Source organism: Rapidithrix thailandica, assembly GCF_039710355.1.
Lineage (GTDB): Bacteria > Bacteroidota > Bacteroidia > Cytophagales > Flammeovirgaceae > Rapidithrix > Rapidithrix thailandica.
The window spans coordinates 452255-473138 of the sequence record NZ_JBDKWZ010000004.1; the positions used below are offsets into that span (position 1 = coordinate 452255).

Annotated in this window: 19 protein-coding genes and 1 tRNA gene; 14 read left to right on the forward strand and 6 right to left on the reverse strand. The window is 40.9% G+C overall.

Going from position 1 to position 20884, the window contains the following annotated elements; all coding sequences use genetic code 11:
* The first annotated feature begins 11 nt into the window (after window positions 1-11).
* The 9 genes from AAG747_RS09455 (at window position 12) to AAG747_RS09495 (ending at window position 12488) form a co-directional block, all read left to right on the forward strand.
* Window positions 12-1415, forward strand: coding sequence for an exopolysaccharide biosynthesis polyprenyl glycosylphosphotransferase (locus AAG747_RS09455; protein ID WP_346820918.1), 1404 nt, complete (start codon window positions 12-14; stop codon window positions 1413-1415).
* Between the two features lie 206 nt (window positions 1416-1621).
* Window positions 1622-2734 (forward strand): GDP-mannose 4,6-dehydratase, encoded by a 1113-nt coding sequence (gene gmd / locus AAG747_RS09460; protein ID WP_346820919.1) that lies wholly within the window; start codon window positions 1622-1624, stop codon window positions 2732-2734.
* On the forward strand, window positions 2734-3672 hold the full coding sequence (gene fcl / locus AAG747_RS09465; RefSeq protein ID WP_346820920.1) for a GDP-L-fucose synthase: 939 nt from the start codon (window positions 2734-2736) through the stop codon (window positions 3670-3672). Before gmd ends, fcl begins: the two co-directional genes overlap by 1 nt.
* 241 nt (window positions 3673-3913) lie before the next feature.
* A complete protein-coding gene (locus tag AAG747_RS09470) occupies window positions 3914-4945 on the forward strand; it encodes a ribose-phosphate diphosphokinase (protein WP_346820921.1) in 1032 nt (343 codons plus the stop codon).
* A 228-nt stretch (window positions 4946-5173) separates the two neighbouring features.
* Window positions 5174-5560 (forward strand): BlaI/MecI/CopY family transcriptional regulator, encoded by a 387-nt coding sequence (locus AAG747_RS09475; protein ID WP_346820922.1) that lies wholly within the window; start codon window positions 5174-5176, stop codon window positions 5558-5560.
* Window positions 5561-5564: 4 nt separating this feature from the next.
* On the forward strand, window positions 5565-7757 hold the full coding sequence (locus AAG747_RS09480; RefSeq protein WP_346820923.1) for a M56 family metallopeptidase: 2193 nt from the start codon (window positions 5565-5567) through the stop codon (window positions 7755-7757).
* Between the two features lie 434 nt (window positions 7758-8191).
* Window positions 8192-8998 (forward strand): universal stress protein, encoded by an 807-nt coding sequence (locus tag AAG747_RS09485; protein ID WP_346820924.1) that lies wholly within the window; start codon window positions 8192-8194, stop codon window positions 8996-8998.
* A 734-nt stretch (window positions 8999-9732) separates the two neighbouring features.
* Window positions 9733-10263, forward strand: a complete 531-nt coding sequence (locus tag AAG747_RS09490) for a hypothetical protein (RefSeq protein WP_346820925.1) — start codon at window positions 9733-9735, stop codon at window positions 10261-10263.
* A gap of 353 nt (window positions 10264-10616) precedes the next feature.
* Window positions 10617-12488, forward strand: coding sequence for a DNA topoisomerase IV subunit B (locus tag AAG747_RS09495; protein ID WP_346820926.1), 1872 nt, complete (start codon window positions 10617-10619; stop codon window positions 12486-12488).
* Window positions 12489-12589: 101 nt separating this feature from the next.
* Here the strand turns inward: AAG747_RS09495 and AAG747_RS09500 are convergent, their stop codons facing one another.
* From AAG747_RS09500 to AAG747_RS09525, 6 genes are all read right to left on the reverse strand, one after another.
* The gene (locus AAG747_RS09500) at window positions 12590-13069 is read right to left on the reverse strand and encodes a gliding motility lipoprotein GldH (RefSeq protein WP_346820927.1); all 480 of its coding nucleotides are present in this window, start codon (window positions 13067-13069) and stop codon (window positions 12590-12592) included.
* 105 nt (window positions 13070-13174) lie between these two features.
* On the reverse strand, window positions 13175-14455 hold the full coding sequence (locus AAG747_RS09505) for a PSP1 domain-containing protein (protein ID WP_346820928.1): 1281 nt from the start codon (window positions 14453-14455) through the stop codon (window positions 13175-13177).
* A 306-nt stretch (window positions 14456-14761) separates the two neighbouring features.
* Entirely contained in the window at window positions 14762-15214 is a 453-nt protein-coding gene (coaD, locus tag AAG747_RS09510; RefSeq protein ID WP_346820929.1) for a pantetheine-phosphate adenylyltransferase, read from the reverse strand.
* The gene (locus AAG747_RS09515) at window positions 15215-16093 is read right to left on the reverse strand and encodes a DUF3822 family protein (RefSeq protein WP_346820930.1); all 879 of its coding nucleotides are present in this window, start codon (window positions 16091-16093) and stop codon (window positions 15215-15217) included.
* Window positions 16094-16095: 2 nt separating this feature from the next.
* Complete coding sequence (locus AAG747_RS09520) at window positions 16096-16704, reverse strand: hypothetical protein (protein WP_346820931.1); 609 nt, start codon at window positions 16702-16704, stop codon at window positions 16096-16098.
* 116 nt (window positions 16705-16820) lie between these two features.
* On the reverse strand, window positions 16821-17456 hold the full coding sequence (locus AAG747_RS09525) for a peptidylprolyl isomerase (RefSeq protein WP_346820932.1): 636 nt from the start codon (window positions 17454-17456) through the stop codon (window positions 16821-16823).
* A gap of 127 nt (window positions 17457-17583) precedes the next feature.
* Between AAG747_RS09525 and AAG747_RS09530 the strand changes: the two genes are divergently transcribed.
* The 5 genes from AAG747_RS09530 (at window position 17584) to AAG747_RS09550 (ending at window position 20748) form a co-directional block, all read left to right on the forward strand.
* The gene (locus AAG747_RS09530; protein ID WP_346820933.1) at window positions 17584-17922 is read left to right on the forward strand and encodes a VanZ family protein; all 339 of its coding nucleotides are present in this window, start codon (window positions 17584-17586) and stop codon (window positions 17920-17922) included.
* A gap of 84 nt (window positions 17923-18006) precedes the next feature.
* Window positions 18007-18081 (forward strand) — tRNA-Val (locus AAG747_RS09535).
* A 1171-nt stretch (window positions 18082-19252) separates the two neighbouring features.
* On the forward strand, window positions 19253-19816 hold the full coding sequence (locus AAG747_RS09540) for a Crp/Fnr family transcriptional regulator (RefSeq protein WP_346820934.1): 564 nt from the start codon (window positions 19253-19255) through the stop codon (window positions 19814-19816).
* Window positions 19817-19888: 72 nt separating this feature from the next.
* On the forward strand, window positions 19889-20218 hold the full coding sequence (locus AAG747_RS09545) for a DMT family transporter (protein WP_346820935.1): 330 nt from the start codon (window positions 19889-19891) through the stop codon (window positions 20216-20218).
* A gap of 11 nt (window positions 20219-20229) precedes the next feature.
* Window positions 20230-20748, forward strand: coding sequence for a GNAT family N-acetyltransferase (locus tag AAG747_RS09550; RefSeq protein WP_346820936.1), 519 nt, complete (start codon window positions 20230-20232; stop codon window positions 20746-20748).
* Window positions 20749-20884 lie beyond the last annotated feature (136 nt).

Genomic DNA, 20884 nt, shown 5'->3' on the forward strand with positions numbered 1-20884 from the left:
GTATTCCCTGTATGTTCAAAAGGATACGCTCCTATACCATTTTTTCAGCAATTCTGATGCTGATTGATGTCTGTATTATCGATTTTTCATTCCGTTTGGGGTATTACCTGAGGTTGGGGCCGGATACCAATTATAGTGATATCTTTATTTCACTGTTTGTGATCTCCAATCTGGCTTGGTTGGTGGCCCTTTTGTTTTTGAAGAATTACCGGGTGGAAAGCGTGGCATCATTCCCCAAGGTAATGGGGCGGCTGGCGCTGACCTTTTTAATCCATGCGGCTATTATCACGGCCTTTATTCTGAGTTTGAAAATCAATTACTTCCCCTTGAAGTTTCTCTTACATGCCTATGGCTTTTCCGCTTTATTGATTTTGCTGTTCCGTTATGGATTTACCATAGCCGTGGAGCATTATAAAAAGTTGAGTATAAATGTGAAGAAAGTAGTGGTGGTGGGCACCGGCTCTTCCGCAAATGAACTCCATCACTTTTTCAATTCTCATCGTAGTGTGGGCTATCAGTTTTTGGGTTTTTTTGACGATCAACCCAATTATCAAATGCTTTCTCATAAACTTTACAAAGGAAGTTTGAGGGAGTTGAAGAAGTTTTGCCTGACCTATAACGTGGACGAGATTTACTATGCGAAAACCTTGGAAGATAAAGAACTGATTGCAGACTTGTCCCGCTTTTCCGATGATAACTTTATTTACTTCCGCTTAGCACCTGACTTTAGTAATTTATCGGACAAACAGATTAATATCTATTTTCACGATTCCATTCCGATCATGACCATGCGGGATGAACCCTTGGGACGAACCTTTAATCAGATCGTCAAACGGGGATTTGACGTATGTTTTTCCTTGTTTGTCATCCTCTTTATTTTCCCCTTTCTATTTCCGTTGATTGCGCTGATGATTTATTTGGAATCCAAAGGCCCGATACTGTTCAAACAACTACGCATGGGAAAGAAGAACCGGATGTTTGAATGTTTTAAATTCCGGACCATGTATGTGGGAGCTTCCTCAGAGCAACAAACGAATCGGCATGACCAGCGGGTGACTAGGGTAGGGATGCTCTTGAGAAAAACCAGTCTGGACGAATTACCTCAGTTTTTTAATGTCTTATTAGGCGACATGTCTGTAGTCGGTCCCCGTCCTCACTGTCCGTATATGATGGAGTTGGAAGATTATACCAAATTGATGCGGCAAAAATATAAGTTCCGGCATTTTATCACACCGGGTATCACAGGGTATGCGCAAGTGAATGGGTGCCGGGGAGCAATTAAAGAGCAGGCTTTATTGGAAAAACGGGTGGATTACGATGTAATGTATATGGAAAACTGGAGCTTGTTACTGGATATGAAAATAATATTTCAAACGGTTAAAAATTTGGTCAGAGGAGAAGAAAATGCTTTTTGAGAAAAAACAAAACATTCAGAAGAGACAAGGAATTTTAGTGGAAGCACTTCAAATGCTTCCACTACTTTTATAGGGGCAAACCTTTAGTTTGACCATTAATTTTTGGCAAAATCAATATTTTACATTTATTAGTAGCTTGTAACCGAAGTCTTGGGTAATATTGTAACATAAATTGGTGTTTACCCAGATTCTCATAACTAATTATTATGAAAAAAGCGCTTATCACTGGCATCACAGGACAGGACGGGGCTTATCTAGCCGAATTACTCTTGGAAAAGGGCTATGAAGTACACGGTATCAAACGAAGAAGTTCCTTATTCAATACCAATAGGATCGATCATCTCTATCAGGACCCACACGAGGAAAACGTTCGGTTTACCTTGCACTATGGAGACCTGACGGATTCGACCAATATCATCCGTATTGTACAAGAAGTACAACCGGATGAAATCTATAACCTGGGGGCCATGTCCCATGTACAGGTGAGTTTTGACAGTCCGGAATATACCGCCAATGTGGATGGCTTGGGGACCCTGCGAATCCTGGAGGCCGTCCGGATACTGGGATTGACAGAAAAAACCAAAATCTATCAGGCTTCCACCTCCGAACTCTACGGCTTGGTACAAGAGGTGCCACAATCGGAGAAAACGCCTTTTTACCCCCGTTCTCCGTATGCGGTGGCCAAACTGTACGGTTACTGGATTACGGTCAACTACCGGGAAGCCTATAATATGTATGCCATCAATGGAATTTTGTTTAATCACGAATCTCCTTTACGGGGCGAAACCTTTGTGACCCGGAAGATCACCCGGGGAGTGGCCCGGATTGCCTTGGGCTTGCAAGAAAAAATCTACCTGGGCAACCTGGATGCCCAGCGGGATTGGGGCCATGCCAAAGACTATGTGGAGGCGATGTGGTTGATCATGCAGCAGGAACAAGCCGAAGACTATGTGGTAGCCACAGGCGTAACCACCCGTATCCGTGATTTTGTAAAAATGAGTTTTGAGGAGCTGGGTATTGAAGTGGAATTTTCCGGTGAAGGTACCGAAGAAGTGGCCAAGGTAGTCAAATGCAATCACCCGGAATACCAATTGAAAGCCGGTACGGAGGTAGTTGCGGTAGACCCCAGGTATTTCCGGCCTACCGAGGTGGAACTGTTGATTGGGGATTGTTCAAAACTGAAGGAGAAAATCGGCTGGAAACCCAAGTACGATTTGCCGGCCTTGGTGAAGGACATGATCAACGCAGATGTGGAGCTCTTTAAGAAAGACCGCTACCTACAACAAGGAGGACATACCATTTTGAACTACAACGAGTAATGGAAAAAAACGCAAAGATCTATATTGCCGGCCACCGGGGGATGGTCGGCTCTGCTATTGCCCGGAAGTTGCAAAAGGAGGGATATGAAAATTTGGTATTGCGCACCTCCAAAGAGTTGGACTTGCGCAAGCAACAAGCCGTCACGGATTTTTTCGCTCAAGAAAAGCCGGATTATGTGTTTTTGGCTGCGGCCAAAGTAGGTGGCATTCAAGCCAACAACACCTACCGGGCAGAGTTTCTTTATGACAACCTGATGATTCAGAACAATGTAATTCATCAGAGTTATCTGAATGGAGTGAAGAAATTGTTGTTTTTGGGTTCTTCTTGTATCTATCCCAAACTGGCGCCTCAGCCCTTGAAAGAAGAATATTTACTCACCGGCTTGTTAGAACCGACCAACGAACCCTACGCCATCGCCAAAATTGCCGGGATCAAGATGTGTGAGGCCTATCGCAGTCAATACGGTTGCGATTTTATTTCGGCCATGCCCACCAACCTGTACGGGCCTAACGACAATTACGACTTGCAAAATTCCCATGTGCTCCCCGCTTTGCTGAGGAAGTTCCATACGGCCAAAGTAGAGGGCAAAGCCTTTGTGGAAATATGGGGGACAGGCTCTCCCAAGCGGGAGTTTTTGCATGTGGAGGATTTGGCCGCTGCCAGCCTGTTTTTGATGGAGCATTATAGCGAGCCGGAGTTGGTGAATGTGGGAACGGGAGAAGACCTGCCGATCAAAGAACTGGCATTGATGATCAAAAAAATAGTTGGCTATACCGGGGAGCTTCGGTTTGATACTTCCAAGCCGGACGGAACACCCCGAAAGCTGATGGACGTGTCGAAATTAAAAAGCTTTGGCTGGCATCCTTCCATCGGGTTGGCCGAAGGAATTCAACAGGTGTATGAGCAAGTGGACTGGAGCCGGATTGTGGAACGGTAGCCGGGCAGTTCCGTTTCCCCGGAAAGTTTCGAGAACATCGTAAAAAAAATGAAAAAATAATGCAAGCGGAACTTTCCGGGATTTATAGGATCTAAATAAGAATTATTAAGAAATTTCCTTCTTTATTTATCCCGTTTTCGAGACCTGATTATCCTGGTTTGACGAATTCCATTTTGAAATGGCTTTCCGATATACTTATCTTTGACCCGCAAATTTCATTGCCAAAACTATTTGATAGAAGATGACTAATAAAACCAGGGGAGAATTAAAGATTTTTGCCTGCCGATCAGGTGAAAGGTTTGCCGATGCCATTGTAAGAAGTTTGAACGAACAAGTTTCCAGTTCCGTTAGGCCACAGCGCTTTCAAAAATGCCAAATGGATACTTTGGACTTTGCAAATGGCGAAAGTAAAGTACGGGTTCGGGACACCGTACGGGGTGCCGATACTTATGTAGTTCAACAATGTTTTGACCCAACAAGCGAACGAACCATTCAAGACAATGCGATCGAAGCGTTGCAGGCCGTACGGGCGCTAAAATCTGCCGGAGCTTACAAAGTGACATTAGTCCTTCCCGAGCATCCTTGGGCACGCCAGGATAAGTCGAAAGGACGGGAAACGATTACTTCTCGTTTGTTTGCCGATTTTGTGCAAGTAGCCGGAGCTGACAACGTATTAACTACGGATCTTCATGCGGACCAAATTACAGGGTTTTATGATGCTACCATTACGAAAATTGACAATCTGAGAGCTTCTCACGTGTTGTTAGAGTTTATCAAACAGTTGTATGATGAGGAAACTCTCAAGGATTTGGTGGTTATGGCCCCGGATTCCGGAGGAGCTCCTAAAGCCGAGTATTATGCCAAAATGCTGGGAACGAAAATGGCTCATGCGCACAAAACACGCTCAAATGTGATTGCCAATAAGGTAGAAGGCCTGGAAGTACTTGGGGAAGTAGAAAACAAGCATGTGTTTGTGATTGACGATATGGTGGATACTGGAGGAAGTGCTCGTACTTTGTGTGAGAAGCTATTTGACAAAGGGGTGAAAAGTATCAAATTCGGTTGTACTCATGGCCTTTTTAACAAGGGTGGCTTGGATAAGTTGACAGAACTGGGTATCCATGTAGTGACTACGGATACCATTCCGAGAACCGAAGAGTTTTTGAAACAGTATGAAGGTAAGCTGACTTGCGTTTCGTTATCTTCAAACTTTGCCGAGGCAATTTATTGTTTGAATCAGAATGAATCATTAGAATCTGTTTACGGAGAATAAACCTTTCTCAAAATAAACAGATTTTTTTATGCCCTCATGAAGTTTACAGCCTTCATGAGGGCTTTCTTTTTGGCCTTTCCACCATATCCTTTTGCGTAAATGTATCAGGGTTTTATCTCTTTTCAAGGCTAAAATCCTCTTTCTACGAAATATTTCGTAATAAAATTTGTCTTCTCAAGATCTTTCTCCTATCTTGTCCTACGAAATCATTCGTAAATAAAAATTATTATGGCAGATTTACCAAAACCCACAGAAGCGGAATTAGAGATTTTACAGATTCTTTGGGAAAAAGAACCCTGTACGGTGAGGCAAGTGAATGAAGTGTTAAGTCAAAAGAAAAAGACGGGATATACGACTACGCTTAAATTTATGCAAATCATGCTGGAGAAAGGTTTGCTAAAGCGTGAAGAGGCGGGACGTTCTCATATTTATTCATCGGCTGTGGCAGAAGCCGATACGCAACAACGTCTGTTAGACCGGTTTGTAAACCAGGTATTTAAAGGCTCCGCTTCGAAGTTGGTAATGCAAGCTTTGGGCAATAAAAAGTCCTCTAAGGATGAACTGGAGCAAATCAGAAAATTATTGGACGAAATAGATAACGCTGACAATGAATAATCTTATGCCCGAACTAACATTGATGACCAAAGCCTTAGGCATAGCGTTAGTTCATTCTCTTTGGCAAGGGCTCTTGTTTGCGCTTTTATGCGGGTTGGTACTAAAGGCAATTTCTATTAAATATTCGAACCTCCGGTATTGGGTTTCGTTTTTGAGCCTTTTACTCCTTTTTAGCTGCTTTGCGGGTACTTTTGGGAGTTTGTACTATCAACTGTCTACGGTTTCTGTGTCTACACAAGGCGCTGAAGCCTCACAAGCCACTGAAGTATTGGATCTTCTCTTGTTGAATGGGGCAAAGGAGGAAAACTTATTGGATGGGGCAGGAGAGTTCGTGCAAAAGGTATATACATTGATTTATCCCTATACATCTTATTTGGCAATTCTTTGGTTGGCGGGAGTATGTTTGTTTTGTATCCGGTTGGTTGCCGACCTTTTGTATGTTGAAAAAATCAAGTCAACCCATACGCTTCCGGCTAGCAAATTTTGGAGAGAGAAAGCCGAAACACTTGCCCGGCAAATAGGGGTATCCAATTCCTTCCGGCTTCTGCAATCTACCACCGTTCAGGTGCCGACCTTGGTGGGTTGGTTGCGGCCGGTGATTCTCATTCCTACAAGTCTTTTTACTTTTCTGACTGTGGAAGAACTGGAAAGTATTTTACTTCATGAATTAGCCCATATCAAACGCCACGATTATCTATTGAATATACTGCAATCTATCATAGAGATCTTCATGTTTTATCACCCTGTGGTATGGTGGCTTTCAGCGAATGTACATACAGAAAGAGAAAATTGTTGTGATGATTTGACTGTCAATGCATTGGGAGGGACAATGCTGTATGCCAAAGCATTGACCCACTTGGCAGAGTGGCAACTGACGCCTCATGCACTTACACTATCAGCGATTGGTTCAAAGCCTCAATTATTGAACCGTATCAAACGAATGATCTATTGTCAAAATAACCATTTTATAAAAACAAAAAATACAAACCTTATGAAAAACTCTGCGAAAATAATGGCGGCCATATTGGTCTTGTTAAGCCTGGGAGGAATCATTACAGGCTTTAAGCCGGTGAATAATGAACAAACTTTATTCACTGAACAAAAACAGCAAAAGGTAGTGATAGAGGCGTATGTACCAATATCTGAAAAACGAACGGAGGAAGCCTTTCCTTCAGCCAGCTCTCTTCAAGAAGAAGAAAAATCCCTCCACTTTAGTATACCCACTAGAAAAGGAGTTGAGCTTATAAAAGAGGTGGAAATAGACGAGGAACAACAAGTAGTGGAATTACATTTTGAGCCGGATACCGGGAACGTTAAACCCGAGCCGCTTTATATTGTAAATGGAAAAGAGGTGAAAAAACTGGATGTGGTGCCGGAAGATATACAATCGGTTTATGTATTAAAAGGGAAGAAGGCATTAAAGGCATATGGGAAGAAAGGGAAAAACGGGGTGGTTGAAATTACCCTTAAAAGTAAAGATGCTCAGGAGAAGATCATCGAAGTACTTCATTCGGAGGAAATAAAAACGGAGGAAGGACAAAAATTGATTTCAGAAGAGGCGGTTCAGGTGCTCGATGAAAACGGAGTCATTGAGGTAGCTCTGGAAGGACATGAAATAGAAGCTCGTGAAGAGGTCGAAGCGCTAAGGTTGCCTACACCGGCAGAAACGGGTGCTCAAGTTCATCCGCTTTATATTGTAGACGGAGAAGAAGTGATGGAATTAACCCTTGAACCTCAAGATATTCAATCCATAGAGGTGCTGAAGGGAAAGTCGGCTGTAAAGGCATATGGAGAAAAAGGGAAAAACGGGGTGGTTTTGGTTACTTTGAAAAAGAAGCATGAAAATGAAATCATCGAAGTAGCTGTCGAAGAACCGGAAAAGAGCAATGTTGCCAAAGAGGAGTTGAAATCAACCGAAAGTAGCAAGCCCTTTGAGTTCAGTGAAAGCTTAGTACTATTTCCTAACCCTACAAAAGACGAAGCTACGATCCGGTTTCGCTTACTACAAAAGGAAAAAGTAGCTGTGGTAGTCTATAATGCCGAAGGAAAAAAACTAGAAACCATACTGGATCAAGAATTAGGTGCAGGCAAACATAAAGTAACCTGGAACAACCAAGACCAATCTTCGGGAATGTATATCCTCAAAATTTTCAAAGGAAAAGAAGTCTTCCAGAAGAAGTTGTTTTTGAGTAAATAAACTTTTCAGAGGCTCCTTTTGTACAAGGAAAAGCTACCGGTATTGCCCGGTGGCTTTTTTAATTATAAAGCGCTTGCACAAGGAAAAATCGACTGTGTCGGGTTCCGGCCCGGGTTGGATTCTCAAAAATGTAAACCAAAGGAAATATGTAGAGCAAGAAATTTTTCCTAATATTGTTCTTAGAGTAGGTTTTACCTGCTAAGAGCCTGTTTAAAATTCGTTGCGGGAGGTACTTCTTCGGTGGGGGGGAATTCTCGGTTTTGGGGCGCTCAGAATAACCGTGTTGCGCTCCGGCAGACCATTGGAGTACTGGGGTGAAGTGCCTAAAATAAGCGTTTTCGACCCCCCAAAGGATGAAATTTAGAGTAAAGCTTGTTAATATGTAAAACACCTTCGAAAAACGACTTCCTTCTTTATGTAAATGGATATTCAAAATGAAAAAAATTCTTGTTCCTACCGATTTTTCTGACTTGTCAGTAGCTGCTTGTCATTTTTGTACCCGCTTATTAGAAGATCAGTGTGAGTTACATTTGCTTCATGTAGTGCCGGAGTCTGTGATATTGGACGAAGCAGGAAACTATGTGAGTGATGTAGAGGTAGACCGGGGGAGAAAAAGCCTGGAGGAGTTTGTGACCGAACATCAGATTGAGGCGATACAAGATGTACAATACGGTGAGTTTGACGACATGATCAAACAGTACGTCAGCCAGCACCAGATCGACTTGATCGTGATGGGAACCCATGGAGCCAAAGGCTTGAAGGAAGTCTTTCTGGGGTCTCATGCAGAGAAAATCGTAAGGCACTCCAAAGTACCGGTGATTACTTTAAAAGAAGAGCTTCCCGAGCATGGAATCCGGAATATATTGTTGGTTAGCGATTTTGACAAAGACCGGTATGCCGATATCAGTGCGGTTTCCTGGTTAAAAGAACAACTGGGAGGGCAACTACAGCTTTTGAGTATTAATGTAAGTAAAGATGAAGATTATGAATACTATATCAATGTGAAAATGGAGCGCTTTTGTAAAAACCACAACTTGGGAGATGATGTAGTGATTCATATTTTTACCTATCCCAGTATTAAAGAAGGCATTATCAAGTTTGCCAAAGAGCATGAGATTGACATGGTGGCCATCGGAACCCATGGCCGCACCGGGATAGAGCGCTGGCTACAGGGCAGTGTGGCAGAGAAAATGGTGAATCATATACCCTTACCTGTAATGACTTTTAAAATAGCGGACTAATGTCATGGTTGGATACCATGAACCAGACTGCTTTACTAATACCACCCACCGGCAAGTGCGTGGTATTTTTTGTACAGGGCTAGGGTAAAATTAATGGCTGGCATCACTGTGTGGAAAATGGTTGTATGCAACGTAGCCATTGTTTTACAATTTTGGAAAAATACGCTGCCTAATCCAAAGAAATTATCACCCGTATTGCCAGCCTGCCCTTTCAACTTTGAGTGAAACGAGGTTTTAATTGTCTGTCAGTTTTCTCCTGCTTACGATTGAATTCATATACCAACAAGGTACAAGTGGCAGATGCCAAAGCGGGGGGAGAAGAGGACTTTTAAGGGAACTAATTTGAGAGAAAATGAGCTATATAAAATGTTGTGGAACTGCTTTTGGTGCTTGTTAATCATTTATTGATCAGTTAGTTATGTAGGGAATGGCCATAGTGTTAATAAATGAATTCCTAATAAGTGGTAACAGGTTTTTAATACTGTAGATTTTGTGTTTATTTTATTGAAAATCGTAATGAAATATCTTATATTAGAAGGCATTTCCCGCCATAATCCTTGACATTTTCTAACACAAGATTGACTGATTTGCCTAAGCATACCAAAAGCTGTGTGCCAAGGAAGACTATCGTGATACACCGCTGAGCAAGTATCTCCCTAATTATTTGATCGTACTTATTAGCGGCATTCTTATACAAAATTGTTTTTTTATAAACTAGGCTGTTTGTACTAACCATGTTGATGGTCAATAAAAACTTGATGATCAAGGTCAAAGAATATTTAGTGGCAGGAGATAAAGCCAAAGCAATTAACTATTTGTGCGAAAATGGTTGTGATATCAACACTGCCCATAACCTGGTCAAAAAGATAGCGGATAAAGAGGATTATCTGGACAACTATATGTTAGATTGTCTTTTGGAATTGCTCCCCGGTAAGAAATTGGAAGCGGCAAAATTAATCAAATATTTTTACGACATCCGGATTTCTTATGCCAAGCGGGTGGTGGATTTTATGGTGGACGCCCCCGATATTACCCGTGATATAGGGCGGAAGGCCCTGAAGTTGCTCAACCCCAATCGCAGACAAGACGACACGCCTCCTTACCAAAACCCCATGGGAGATTTGAATGCCCGTTTGTTACAAATGGCCGTGGAAGGCAACAACCAAGCTGCTTGCAGTTTGTTAGTCGAAAAACTGAATTTTCAGCCCATTGAAGCGGAAGAATATATTCAAGAATTAAAAGGGGATATCCGAAGACCGGATTGACCTTGACAATACGCTGCTTTAATTGACATCAACCCTATGAGTTTTCTGAGCTTATAGGGTTTCTTTTTGGACAATGCGTTTGAGACAAGAATTTTTTCATAAAAACTTCTTTTCTGCTCATTTGCTATATATTTTTCCTTTTCTTCTCCGGGAGTCTTATATATTTGTAGATTTCTTATATGTCTTGGTCGGCAAAGCCTTTGAGATAAGTGATTTTTAGCAATGAGTATCTCTTATTTTTTTATTTCTCTTTGCAAAAAGACGTAACAAGGTTTCCCTAGCTCTAGCATTGGTTTGCAACCAGATTTAGTGCTGAACAAAATATCTGAACCAAAAAAACTGATTGAAAACGCATGGCAACGCACAACTATACTGAAGATAGTATCAGGTCGCTCGATCCCCGTGAGCATATCCGGCTCAGGCCGGGAATGTATATTGGAAAGTTGGGGGACGGCTCATCTCCGGATGATGGAATTTACGTGTTGGTAAAGGAAGTTATCGACAATAGCATTGATGAACATATGATGGGTTTTGGAAACAATATTGATGTCAAGATTACCGAAAGTGGGGTGGAAATCCGGGATTACGGCCGGGGAATCCCTCTGGGGAAAGTAGTCGATTGTGTTTCCAAAATCAATACCGGGGCAAAATACGATTCCAATGTATTCCAGAAGTCGGTGGGTTTGAACGGGGTGGGTACCAAAGCTGTCAATGCCCTTTCCAGTATGTTTAAAGTGCAATCGATCCGGGATGGAAAATCCAAAGTGGCCGAATTTTTCCAAGGAGAGTTGAAAGAGGAGAAAGACCTGAAAAATATAAAAGAGAAAAATGGCACCAAGATCATTTTTGAACCGGACAATACCATTTTTAAAAACTTTAAATTTATTCCGGAGTATTTGGAAGACCAAATTTGGAATTATGTATTTTTAAATTCCGGGTTGACCATCAACTATAATGGGAATAAGTTTTTGAGTAAAAATGGTCTGAAAGATCTCTTGGACCGCAAAACAGACGAAGATAACCTTCGCTATCCGATCGTCCATTTGAAAGGAGAGGATATCGAAATCGCCATGACCCACTCGAATCAATATGGTGAAAACTATTATACCTTTGTCAACGGACAATACACTACCCAAGGAGGAACACACCTGGCGGCATTTAAAGAGGCACTTGTCAAAACGGTAAGGGACTTTTACGGTAAAAATTACGATGCGGCCGATATCCGGGCTTCCATCACAGCGGCAATTGCCATCCGGGTACAAGAGCCGGTGTTCGAATCGCAAACGAAAACCAAATTAGGTTCTACCAATATCGCTCCGGAAGGGATGACCATTCGCAGCTTTGTCAGCGAGTTTTTACGCAAAGTATTGGATGATTATTTACATAAGAACCAGGATGTTGCAGAAGCGCTGCAAAAGCGTATCCAACAATCGGAGAGGGAGCGGAAAGATATGGCCGGTATTAAAAAACTGGCGAATGAACGCGCCCGGAAAGCAAACCTACACAATAAGAAATTGAGAGATTGCCGTTTGCATCTCAATGATAAGAAAGGCGATGAACGCAGGTATCAGACCACACTTTTTATCACAGAAGGGGACTCGGCCAGCGGAAGTATTACCAAAGCCCGCAATGTGGAAACGCAAGGGGTATTCAGTTTGAGAGGTAAGCCACTCAACTGCTATTCATTGACCAAAAAAGTCGTGTATGAAAATGAGGAGTTTAACTTATTGCAGCATGCGCTGAATATTGAGGACGGCATAGAAGGTTTGCGTTACAACAAAGTAGTGATTGCTACGGATGCCGATGTGGACGGAATGCATATCCGTTTGTTATTGTTGACCTTCTTTTTACAGTTTTTTCCGGAAATTGTCCGGGCAGGTCATTTATACATTCTGGAGACTCCGCTTTTCAGGGTCCGGAATAAAAAGCAAACCCTCTATTGCTACAATGAGGAAGAGAAACAAAAGGCAATGAAGAAACTCGGACCAAAGCCGGAAATTACTCGCTTTAAAGGCTTGGGTGAAATTTCTCCGGGAGAGTTCGAAGGCTTTATCGGAGATGACATCCGGCTGGAGCCAATTATCCTGAAAAAGGATACTTCCATCAAGAGTATTTTGGAATACTATATGGGGAAAAATACCCCGGCAAGGCAACAGTTTATCATCGATAACCTCCGTATTGAAAAAGACGAGTTAGAGGGATTGGTTGTCAATGCAAATGCATAAAAGCTGCTTTTCCTATTCAAGTTTTGATAAAAAAAGACCAGCGCCCCGGGTTTCACAGGTGCGCTGGTCTTTTTTTATAAGGCCTAAGTATAAACCTGCAATTATGGGTTTTCAGAGGGTTTGATACTAGCTCCGATCGCATAAATATCTGTTAAAGTATCCATGCGCATATTTTGTTTCAGACGCAATTGAAACGAACCCTGATAGGGAAATTTGTAGTTAGGGATCAAGTTGAACTCATGATTGTACATTTCTCCGGCAGAAGTACCGAAGGGCTTGCCGGAAGTCGGGTCCATGAGTATATCTTGTGCAAGAGCCGATTTTAATACGTTTCCGGCCGAATCCATTAGTTCATATTGAATATAGAGGTTGTAATAGGGATATGCCAATGCATTGCGGACGTTGTAATTGATATCAAAAGGCTCGTGGGTGTTTGGAGCCTCGAAGTCAAAAATTGCGGCAGAGTCATAATACCACATTCCCTTATCAAAATTTGTAAAGGATTGATAGTTGTATTCTGTAGTATTACAACCCATCAGGAAGCCCAGGCTTACAATAGCTCCGAAAAGCAGTTTTTTCATGATCGCGAAAATAATTTTCTCAGGTTTATTTCAAACTCAGAGCTTGAGTAGACTTTTTTCTAAACAAGCTCTGAATGTGGGTCAAAATTTAAACGTACAATCTCCTTACCGTTTCTTGTTGTTGGAGTTGTTGTTGTTATTATTATTTTTCCTTTTGTTGGTTGTCGGCTTCGGCTTTTGATTTTGCTGCGTTTTAGGGGGGGTAGCCGGCTTTCTCCTTCTTTTCTTCGGATACCTTTTCTTTTTCGTCTCCGGTGATACGTTGGCTTTTTCCTCACCCGCCTTAATGTTGGTTCTTTTAGCTTTAGCGGGTCTGTTAGTAGGTCTTTTCTTTCTTTCCGGCTTTTTATCAAGTGGAGGTTGCACCGTTAAATTCGGATCTACATTAAGTGAGTCCACGGCAATCCCCTTTTTATTTAAGTTGATAATTTCGGCAACGCGCTTGGAAGGTACAGGATGCCAGGTACTTTCCGACACGAAACTGAACCAAAGGATTTTTTTAAAAATATCCACCTTTTCTAGTTGGGCGTCCCCTTTAATGGTTTTAAGAGGAATTTCCACTTTCGGAATATCCACTAAGGCATCCAAGTAGGTTTCCAACTCGTAGTTTAGGCAGCATTTTAAACGGCCGCATTGCCCGGAGAGCTTACTGGGGTTGAGCGATAAATTCTGATAGCGGGCAGCAGCTGTGGAGACACTTTTGAAGTCGGTCAGCCAGGTAGAGCAACAGAGCTCCCGGCCACAAGAGCCAATGCCACCCAGGCGGCTGGCTTCTTGCCGCAAGCTGATTTGCCGCATTTCCACTCTGATTTTAAATTCCGAAGCTAAGATTTTGATTAGTTCCCGGAAGTCTACCCGGTCATCTGCAGAATAGTAAAAAGTTGCTTTGGTGTTGTCTGCTTGAAATTCCACATCCGTAAGCTTCATTTCCAACTTCAACTCCCGGATGATTTCCCGGGTGCGGTACATGGTAGGCAATTCCCTTTTCAGTACCTGTTCCCATTTTTCCTGGTCTCTTTTGGTGGCCACCCGGTATATTTGACGTACCGTCTCATTGTCATCCACACTCTTTTTGAGCATTTGCAAACGCACAATCTCGCCTTGTAAAGAGACATAGCCGATATGATATCCGTTTTGTACTTCTACTACCACCGGGTCCCCGGTGAAAAGGGGAAGTTTCTCTGTATTTCTGAAAAACTCTTTCTTCCCTCCTTTAAATTTCACTTCTACTATGTCGAACTTTTGTTCACTAGGCAAATCCATATCGCCTAGCCAATCAAAACTATTTAATTTATTACAACCACCCGTGTGGCAAGCTCCATTATTTTTACATCCAGGCGATGTTGCCGTACCGCAACTACCTGAAGAACACGATCCACAACCCATATCTATTAAGTTTATAGTTCAAAGTACTGCTGGGAATTGTTCGTGTGTTTGGCTTTCGGGGAAGGAAGGGAATACCTGTTTACCAATAGTAAAATAGCGAAACTACACTGCGGGAGTGTATTCATTAAGTAATTGAAAACTAAGTATTTATAAGAATATATGAACTAAAAATGAAAGCTAACCTAACTGATCAATTCCCTCGCTATCGTTACTTCCCTCCTCAGTCAGCGCCTCTTTTCTGCTTCATAGTGCAGTAAAAAGGGCGGAATATCAAAATATAATCAAAGTTAGTGTTAAAAATTGAATTTATAAATCATAAGGGAGAAATTCATTGATATTTTGGCCGTAGTTGTGGATTTCTCTGACAATGGTGGAGCTGATGTGGGCGTATTGAGGTGAGGTAATGATAAAGATGGTTTCCAGGTTGCCATAAATATGTTTATTGGCTTGTGCAATGCTGTTTTCGTACTCAAAGTCGGTTGTGTTACGCAAACCTCTGACCAGGAATTGTGCACCTCTTTTTTGCGCATAACTGGCTGTCAGTTCGTTGTAATGCTCTACTTTGACCCGGTCGTTGTCTTGAAAGGTTTCTTCAATTTTCCGGATCATAAAATCCAATGGAAAATATCGTTTCTTTTTGCTATTGTGTCCGATGCCAATAATGACTTCATCAAACAACATACTGGCGCGAAGTGCGATGTCAGCATGCCCATTGGTAAATGGGTCGAAAGATCCGGGAAAGACAGCAATTTTTTTCATTTAAGCTAAAAATACACTAAATATATCGTATTCAAAATGGTCGGGTACTTCGTCAAAGATGTATCCGAATTTCAGAGAGGTGGGCCGGCCTCCGAAACCTACATTTTTAAAGAAGCGCTGTAGCAAGCTAAAGGTCTCTTCGTTTTCTTCCACATCGCCCCAAAGCACAATTTTGGCCGATTGGGTGCTGAGTTGGAGTTCATCTGCCACCAGCGATAGATAATAGATGATATCGTCCTCCATTTGATGCCGGAAGCTGTTGAAATAATGGAGTTTGCCTTCTTTGAAGTTGGCGATGCTCACCAACTCTTTATTGAGCAAGATAAAAATTTCTTCTGCGGCAGCTTCTTGTGAAATCTCCACGAGTCCTTGCAAAAATGCGGCATTGACATGTGTGATTTCCAGAGTTTTGTTCGGGTAACGCTCTTCAAACCATGTAACCAGCTCTTTTTCGACCACAAAATCGCATTGTAGTTGTAAAGTATCAATTTCCTTTTGGAAAACGCTTTGCTCGGAGAGGTTGACAGGCGTATTGAGTTTTAAATATGCTTCGGGAGCCAATTGAGCCAGTTGGGCGGGTACCAAAGTAAAATGGTCATTGACTATAAGCAGGGAAATTTTATTCCAGAATGCCGCATTTAAATATTCGTGCCGGTTCCAGATATTGTGTAAGCGTACAATCAGGGAAGTCGCATTTTCAGCCTTTTCATAGAGATAGCTTTCCAAGGAAAGACAAAGGTGGTCTTCCAGGTTAAAAACGGCAATGCTTACATAAGAGGGGTGCACCTTAATGGTAAGGTGGTAAGAAGACAAAAGCTCCGGATCGAAGCTTTTGTCTTTCAGTTTATATCGAGCGGATTCTATGAGTATATCTTCCAAGGTTACTCCCAGTTACCAGAGGTTGTTACATCTGTTTTTGACCCGAAGCGCAAGAACCAACGTCTTGGATTCGGATTCTCATCACTCCGGCTTTTGTCTAATGGGAATTTATCAACGACTTCAATGACGTCTACAGTTACGCCTCCTTTGTCGATTTTACCTGCAAAAATTTCAAATACTTTGTTGTCCGTACCTGGGATAAACTTTAAGTTGTTGACATTGAAATTAGGAAACTTCTCAGCTGGGAACAAGTGCTCTTTCATAGGCTCCCAACCCAAGGTATCGATTTTAACATGGACACTGTCTCCCAAATACGCACGAGGATCATCATGTTTCCGTTGGATGATAATTTCCTCTTTTTCGGTAATAAAGAAGGTGTCTTGATTAACGAACATGATCAGAGAGTCCCATTTGTCAGTGTACATATCGTACTTGGCAAAATAGGCTTTTTCAGCACTCCGGATCAATTTGAGTTTATCGATGACCTTTGCTTCTGAGTTTTTAATCGCTTTGGCCAATTCGATTTCACTGTTAATACCATTAAATAATAAGTAGCTTAAATAGATAACTAGTGGTATTAGCGCAAATGAGATAAGTCTGGTTTTCGTCATTGTAAATCCTTTTTCTGCAATTATATAAAATTTATCCAGCTAAAACGCAATGCAAAATAAGAAAATTAAATCTTTATATTGTGCTAGCGCTTGAGAATTTTCCTAAAAAACGGGAGTTATTGATACTTATACCCGGTGAGTTTTGTAATTTTTTTCTTTTTCATTTTTTTTGCCCCTACGGTGATATAGACCTCTTCCAAAGGTTTTCCTTTTGCGTCTACTTCTTGTGAAGCAATGGAGTCAACTACCTCCAAGCCTTTTATTACCTGGCCGAAGATGGTGTATTTCCCATCCAAATGATGGGCTCCGTTCTCATTTTGTACTATGTAAAATTGACTTCCGCTGGAATGCCGTTCCGGGTTGATCCGGTCTCCTTGACGGGCTGCCGCCACCATACCTTTTACATGGGTATATTGCTTGTCAATCTCCGCCGGGAGGGTATAGCCAGGTCCGCCCATGCCAATCTCCTTTCCGTTCCCTTCAGGTTTTGTATTCGGATCTCCGCCTTGAATCATAAAATCATCCAAAACCCTGTGAAAAGTAGTACTGTCATAAAAGCCCTCATCTACCAGTTTTAAAAAATTGGTCTTGTGATTAGGGGCTTGGTCAAACAAAACCAATTGAATGGTGCCAAACTTGGTTTCTATACTCACCAAAAAATCTTTTTTCTTACTTTTCTGGCCAAATGATTGCACAGTAAAAGCAAGTAAAAAAGCGATGAGCATTACGATCTTCTGCGGAGTTCTATACATTTGTATTTACATTTTCGAGTTTACAAAAAAATTTAATCTCTAAGGCATTAGCAAATAATTTATGAGATATATCAAGTATTATTTTCCAGCGGCTCTTTGGTTGGCTTTTTCATTCTATCTTTTTTTTATGAAAGTGCCTAGTACTTCCGGGTTAGGGTTTAAGATCCCAATGTTGGACAAAATGGTACATGTGATCATTTTTATAGGAAAGGGCTTTTTGTTTTCCTTGAGTTTTGATCGTCATTTTAAACGGGCCAACATTCAGGCAAATGCTATGTTAGTGACTTTGGTGTTTTGTACCTTGATGGGGGGCTTTACCGAATTTGTCCAATATTATTGGATTCCTCACCGCGATGGAGAGTTAAAAGATTTTATAGCGGATATATTCGGTACAGTGATCGGGTTATCAGGATTTTGGTTATGGATGAAGCTACGTTTGACCTATTCACAGAAGAAAATTTTTTAATTTTTTCGAAAATAAAATTTGCACAGTTCAATTTCACTGCTATCTTTGCACTCGCAATTCAGACGGAACAGCAATACAAAACAAGGGATCTTAGCTCAGTTGGTTCAGAGCACCTGCCTTACAAGCAGGGGGTCACTGGTTCGAATCCAGTAGGTCCCACATTGATTATCAAGCAGTTATCTATTTATAGGTAACTGCTTTTTTTATTTGCATACAATTTCACATACAAATACCCGCTTTTCTCCAAGAAAAACACCTTTCCAAAAGGCGCTCAAAAAACGTCATTTTTACAATGCTAGAAATCTATAAAATGAGGTTGGTCTTTTCTCCATGAATTGCATGAAGGCTTGCCCGGCTTTTCGTTCAAAGGGCAGGAAATGACAATCACAATTCCTTTCCCAAGAAAAACCGCTTGGAAGCTGCTAAAAACCCGACCTATTCAGATAAGAAATGCATAATCAATTGAAAAGCCTGCCTTCACCGGTGGGATATTACGGCTAGGTATGAGATCTGATTCCAAATAGGTGGTGCTTTGACCAATACCTTGGGAGAAATACTTCCACCAATTCCACCCTTATTAGTATGTGGACATCAGCAACCGGCAATTCAATGCCTGCCTGCGCAATCACTACAATTATGGTCTCGGGACTTTGGTGTACCGGGCAAAATAATCCGGCGGAATCAGGCCGGTTTTCCCACCGGAAATTTCGTCTGAATCCTACCGGTTACTTTCATTCAAAGAGCAAAATCATAAAGTTAAATAGGAGTATCCCGGTTCCAAAAAGTTTGGTTGAGTTATTGAATCAGGCGTATGACTTGCCGTATGCCATACGGTATGGCTTTACCGCCTTTCCAGATGCCTTTGGAAGGATGGGCTGGCGAAGGAGTGGTCATAAAATCAGGAGCAGTAGAAAGATTGATTTACATTACTTGGCCATAAAATGTTAGAAAGGCTTCGGTAATATTTCAAAATTTACTGGCCAAAAGAATTCCTATTTGAAGGCAAAAAGAGCAATATTCTGCAACAAGTATCCTTAAAACTATCGCTTTGGCTGCCCTAAAAGCCAAAATCAACAAAAAAGTCTGAGGCATAGCTCTGCGACCGCAGAGGCGTATATCCCATTTGCTAGAGGACAGTACAGACTTAAGGTATGTAAAAGGCATTGCATAAAAGCAGCAAAACCACAGAAATATACAAGCAAGCAGTTATTAAAATCAGAAGAAAATAAAAAATTTGCTAGATTAGTAGTGAAAATATAGTGTAAATAAACACTACTAGTGGTGTTTATTCAATTGTTGTACGCAAGCTGAAAAAAATGCATACCAAAAAATGAACATCGACCAAATACTGGATAAAATACATCCCATTAACTCTTCATCCAAACTCAAGTTAATCGAAAATTTTGATGAAATAAGTTTTCCAAAAAATCACATCATAATACATTCAAACAAGGTTGAAAAAAAAATCTATTTTATAAAAAAAGGAATTGCACGTACTTTTTCCAATACAGATGACAATGAAGTTACCATTGCTTTTGGCGAAGAAGGCGATACAATCATTTCATTAAAAAGCTATATTCTTAATCAAAGTGGGTATGAAAATATCGAATTATTAGAAGACTGCGAACTCTATAAAATTAGCGCTGCAAATCTTCAAAGTTTATTTTCAACAGATATTGATATTGCAAATTGGGGTAGAAAATTTGCGGAACAAGAACTTATAAAAGCAGAGCAAAGGTTTATATCAAATCAGCTCGGAACAGCAACAGAACGCTACATTGAACTCTTAAAAGAACACCCTACTTTAATACAAAGAGTTCCACTTGGACTCATTGCTTCTTACTTAGGCATTACACAAGTAAGTTTAAGTAGAATAAGAGCAAATATTAAATGAGTTTCATTTTTTATCATTTGTTAAATTTTCCTTCAAACCTTATTAAGATCTTTGTCCAAAAGTTAAAAAGTAATGAATTGGATAATTTTAATTATTGCAGGTTTGTTTGAAGTTACCTTTGCATTTTGTTTAGGAAAAGCAAAAGAAACATCAGGAAATGAAATGTATCTATGGTATGCAGGTTTTTTAGTCACACTTGCGATTAGTATGGGGCTTTTAATGAAAGTTACCCAAACGTTACCAATTGGAACTGCTTATACAATTTGGACAGGAATTGGGGCAGTTGGTACTGTTCTCGTAGGTATATTAGTATTTAAAGAACCTGCAACGTTTCTGCGAATACTATTTCTCACAACTTTAATTGGTTCGATTGTGGGCTTAAAAGCCGTTTCAACCCATTAAATAAATAAAGTATGGAAATATCTATCAGAAAAATATCTACCAACGATATTAGTGAATTGCAAAAGATTGGAAAACTCACATTTGCCGAAACTTTTTCTTCAGGAAACAGCGAAGAGAATATGAAAGAATATTTGGAATCTGGGTTTTCAACCGAAAAACTAACTGCGGAACTGACCGACCAAAATGCTGAGTTTTACTTTGCGGAACTTGACAAAAAAGCAATTGGATATTTAAAAGTAAATGTTGGTCAATCTCAAACTGAAATAAAAGACAAAAACACACTCGAAATTGAGCGGATTTATGTGCTAAAAGAATTTCACGGAAAACAAGTTGGACAATTTCTTTATAACAAAGCGATTGAATTGGCGAAAGAAAAAAATGTGAAATATGTTTGGTTGGGAGTTTGGGAACAAAACCCAAGAGCAATCCGATTTTATGAGAAAAATGGATTTAAAACGTTCGACAAGCACATTTTCAAACTCGGAAATGATGAACAAACCGACATAATGATGAAACTAAAGCTGAATTAAAAAAGCCATTAGCTAACAATGTATATAAGCAATAGCGGTTTAAGTGTTAATTTGAACCGCTTTTAATTTAAGTACCTTGTAAACCGAACAGTAAGTGCATAAAATCCGCTACTGCTCATACTCGAGACCGTTGTAA

Coding starts and splice junctions, on each gene's coding strand:
- AAG747_RS09500 (WP_346820927.1), bottom strand. CDS start 13,069: ATGAAAAAACTGCTTTTCGGAGCTATTGTAAGCCTGGGCTTCCTGATG.
- coaD (WP_346820929.1), bottom strand. CDS start 15,214: ATGAAAAAAATTGCTGTCTTTCCCGGATCTTTCGACCCATTTACCAAT.
- AAG747_RS09475 (WP_346820922.1), top strand. CDS start 5,174: ATGGCAGATTTACCAAAACCCACAGAAGCGGAATTAGAGATTTTACAG.
- AAG747_RS09520 (WP_346820931.1), bottom strand. CDS start 16,704: ATGACGAAAACCAGACTTATCTCATTTGCGCTAATACCACTAGTTATC.
- AAG747_RS09495 (WP_346820926.1), top strand. CDS start 10,617: ATGGCAACGCACAACTATACTGAAGATAGTATCAGGTCGCTCGATCCC.
- AAG747_RS09525 (WP_346820932.1), bottom strand. CDS start 17,456: ATGTATAGAACTCCGCAGAAGATCGTAATGCTCATCGCTTTTTTACTT.
- AAG747_RS09545 (WP_346820935.1), top strand. CDS start 19,889: ATGAATTGGATAATTTTAATTATTGCAGGTTTGTTTGAAGTTACCTTT.
- AAG747_RS09480 (WP_346820923.1), top strand. CDS start 5,565: ATGCCCGAACTAACATTGATGACCAAAGCCTTAGGCATAGCGTTAGTT.
- fcl (WP_346820920.1), top strand. CDS start 2,734: ATGGAAAAAAACGCAAAGATCTATATTGCCGGCCACCGGGGGATGGTC.
- AAG747_RS09485 (WP_346820924.1), top strand. CDS start 8,192: ATGAAAAAAATTCTTGTTCCTACCGATTTTTCTGACTTGTCAGTAGCT.
- AAG747_RS09470 (WP_346820921.1), top strand. CDS start 3,914: ATGACTAATAAAACCAGGGGAGAATTAAAGATTTTTGCCTGCCGATCA.
- gmd (WP_346820919.1), top strand. CDS start 1,622: ATGAAAAAAGCGCTTATCACTGGCATCACAGGACAGGACGGGGCTTAT.
- AAG747_RS09530 (WP_346820933.1), top strand. CDS start 17,584: ATGAAAGTGCCTAGTACTTCCGGGTTAGGGTTTAAGATCCCAATGTTG.
- AAG747_RS09505 (WP_346820928.1), bottom strand. CDS start 14,455: ATGGGTTGTGGATCGTGTTCTTCAGGTAGTTGCGGTACGGCAACATCG.
- AAG747_RS09540 (WP_346820934.1), top strand. CDS start 19,253: ATGAACATCGACCAAATACTGGATAAAATACATCCCATTAACTCTTCA.
- AAG747_RS09550 (WP_346820936.1), top strand. CDS start 20,230: ATGGAAATATCTATCAGAAAAATATCTACCAACGATATTAGTGAATTG.
- AAG747_RS09455 (WP_346820918.1), top strand. CDS start 12: ATGTTCAAAAGGATACGCTCCTATACCATTTTTTCAGCAATTCTGATG.
- AAG747_RS09490 (WP_346820925.1), top strand. CDS start 9,733: ATGTTGATGGTCAATAAAAACTTGATGATCAAGGTCAAAGAATATTTA.